2 protein-coding genes are annotated in these 2,628 nt (G+C 32.0%); both read left to right on the top strand.

Translation table 11 applies throughout. The annotated features are described in order from the left end of the window. Window positions 1-207: 207 nt before the first annotated feature. Window positions 208-612 carry a hypothetical protein gene (locus LM917_RS24190; RefSeq protein ID WP_232700257.1) on the top strand — a complete coding sequence of 135 codons (405 nt, stop codon included), beginning with the start codon at window positions 208-210 and terminating at the stop codon, window positions 610-612. A 463-nt stretch (window positions 613-1,075) separates the two neighbouring features. Next, window positions 1,076-1,897 (top strand): ATP-dependent DNA ligase, encoded by an 822-nt coding sequence (locus LM917_RS24185; protein ID WP_232700256.1) that lies wholly within the window; start codon window positions 1,076-1,078, stop codon window positions 1,895-1,897. Window positions 1,898-2,628: the final 731 nt, after the last annotated feature.

The following is a 2,628-nucleotide window of genomic DNA, read 5'->3' as shown; positions in this document are numbered from 1 at the left end:
CACTTAACTTTTTTGTGTCCAAGATATTGACTCAGATCCAGACATGTTCAATATGTAGTAGAAAAAATAAAAGTTGCAAATCAATATAGTGCTGCAGTTTTTTTACTTTTAAACCTTACACCAAAGTTTTTTCCAGCTTTATTTCCTAATACAGATGAAGTATCAATATTAATGTACCTAATACCCTACATCTTTGCAAACTTATTAATGAGGGCTGTTATCGATCACATTTTATTTAATACACATGTTATCAATGGTAAATACGAAGAAAAAGAACAAATAGATCCAACTCTTTCTAAGATTAAAGCATCAGTAAAAAATGATACATTATTCACTGGAGTGGAAAGTCAAATTTCCGTAATTGCTAAATTTTCCGACGGGAGAGAGAAGGATGTAACTAACTCTAACGACATCATATTTCGAACAAATGATGCTGATAAATTTACTGTTTCCAAAGCGGGTTTGGTAAAAAACGCAAGAAATAAACCAATAAAAACCAAAACAGTAATTGAAGTTATTTATGGAGGAAAACAGTCTAATATTTACTTTTTTTGCAAATTTGACAACAAAAAAGATAAGAGCAAAAATCAATCTAGCAAGAAGGTAAAATAACCAACAAAAGAGGTGGTAAGGTTAGCTAGTGGAAGTCGGTAAGAGGGGAGAAGGGATTTAATTAAAACTGATGGGGCTATTTGACCAGGCTACGCAACAAATTAGACTTATTAAATGATGAAGATTACTGGGACATACATAATGATATAAAGCAGAGAATTGTCTAAGTGGGACTTTAAGTAATAACTAACGGTTTATTGAGAGAGGGAAATGAATATATCAATATTTCTTCTTTTACTAAACCAGTTAATAAAAGCTTTAGTGGTCTTCAACAATCGGGCGCTTTAATGAAATAAAAAGAATGGGCAACTCTACATTGAATACTGTAAAGTCACCCATTCTGACTAGTTAAGTTAACCGCATTTTCCTGACGGTACCCCATAATGAGAAATTCCATAAATGACAATTAATCACCAATGAATCCATGGGTAATTGTAGTTACAATTATTTTGAGGTGGTTTAAGTGTTTTTTGCACCAATGTTATTACAGAAAAAAAATGAACCCTTTGATGATGATTCATATATAACGGAATTAAAGCTAGATGGAATTAGGTTAATACTTTCAAAATTTGATGAAAAAGTAAGGCTATATACTCGCCATAACAATGAGGTAACGGCTAAGTTTCCGGAATTATTAAAAGTTGATATCCCCAATGGAACTGTTTTAGATGGCGAGATAATCGTTACTGATCCATACGGGAAACCAGACTTTGAAGCAATGATGAGCAGATTCATGTCAAAACGAAACATTTTAAAAAATTGCACTTTAAGTTACGTTGTTTTTGACGTAATTCAATATAATGGAAAGATGGTAACTTTGCTACCCTTAATAGAGAGGAAGCAGTTGCTTGATGAAATTATCACCCAGGATACCAGCATAGTCGCTAAAATAAAATATATCGAAGGCAACGGCTCTACTTACTTTAATTTGGTCCAACAGCAAGATTTAGAAGGCATAGTGATGAAACGTAAAGACTCACGCTATGAGTTGGGAAAACGCAGTCAATCATGGTTAAAGGTTATTAATTATAAATACGATGATGTGATGATTTCAGGATTTAGAAAAGGTGAATTTGGTCTGCTACTGAGCTTCCTAGACGGCAAACCTGCTGGGCTAATGGAATTAATGTCAACAGCAGAACGGAAGAAACTATATCTCAAGCATCAAGTTATATCAGAGGATCATAAATTTATTTTTATCAAGCCGATCAAGTGTCGTGTGAAATATAGGAATTTAACTAAAGCTGGTATGCTTCGGATTCCGTCACTCGTGGAATGGAATTGATAGTATTGAAGAATTTTTAGGATGGGATTGCAATGGTTCCATCCTTTTAATGATATAAATTTTGAAATACGTATGGTCGATCCTGGTTTCATTTGAAAAATTGTCCGGTTAATTGTGAAAAAATCCGGTTAAATAAGAAAATCACTGTCTAGTGATAACAACTTGGGTGATAAAATTGTAGCATTTCTTTCAATGAACAAGGGATAATGCTATTTTTATACCCTAAGTTGTTGTCATTTATTCGATTGAGAAATGGAATTATCAAATTGTTGTCATATTATAACCCAAGTTGTTGTCATTAGACAATCACAGATGAAGTGGGCTATATGCCTAATAAAATAAAGAAAACCATTGTAGAAAATATAGATTTCCTACAAAGAAATATAATGAACAGGAATGTTTGTTCTCTCTAAATTATGAAAAAGTTGGTTAATTTATTAATATGTGGGTTATACCCTTTTAACAAAAAGATTTAAAACACACATTTTCGATTAACTTTTCTTTTTAAATTTTCAAATTATTAAGTTAATCAGAAGGAGTTCATTAAAGTTATGTAGAATTGGTAATTAATGTATTTTGATAAATTCAAAAACACTATACAACCTCCAGGTCATTGCAAGAATTTAACTAAGATGTGTCCTTGAAACTATACTAACTCCAGGTCTCTAAACTAGATAGTTTAAAACAACTATTGGATCTGAGTCAATATCTTGGACACAAAAAAGTTAAGT

It is taken from the genome of Brevibacillus daliensis (assembly GCF_021245735.1).
In the GTDB taxonomy this organism is placed as follows: Bacteria; Bacillota; Bacilli; order Brevibacillales; family Brevibacillaceae; genus Brevibacillus_B; species Brevibacillus_B daliensis.
This window is presented reverse-complemented; position numbering and strand designations above follow the sequence as displayed.

Bases quoted from the DNA above. Each gene is read 5' to 3' on its own strand.
- LM917_RS24190 (WP_232700257.1), top strand. From the start codon at position 208: ATGAGGGCTGTTATCGATCACATTTTATTTAATACACATGTTATCAAT.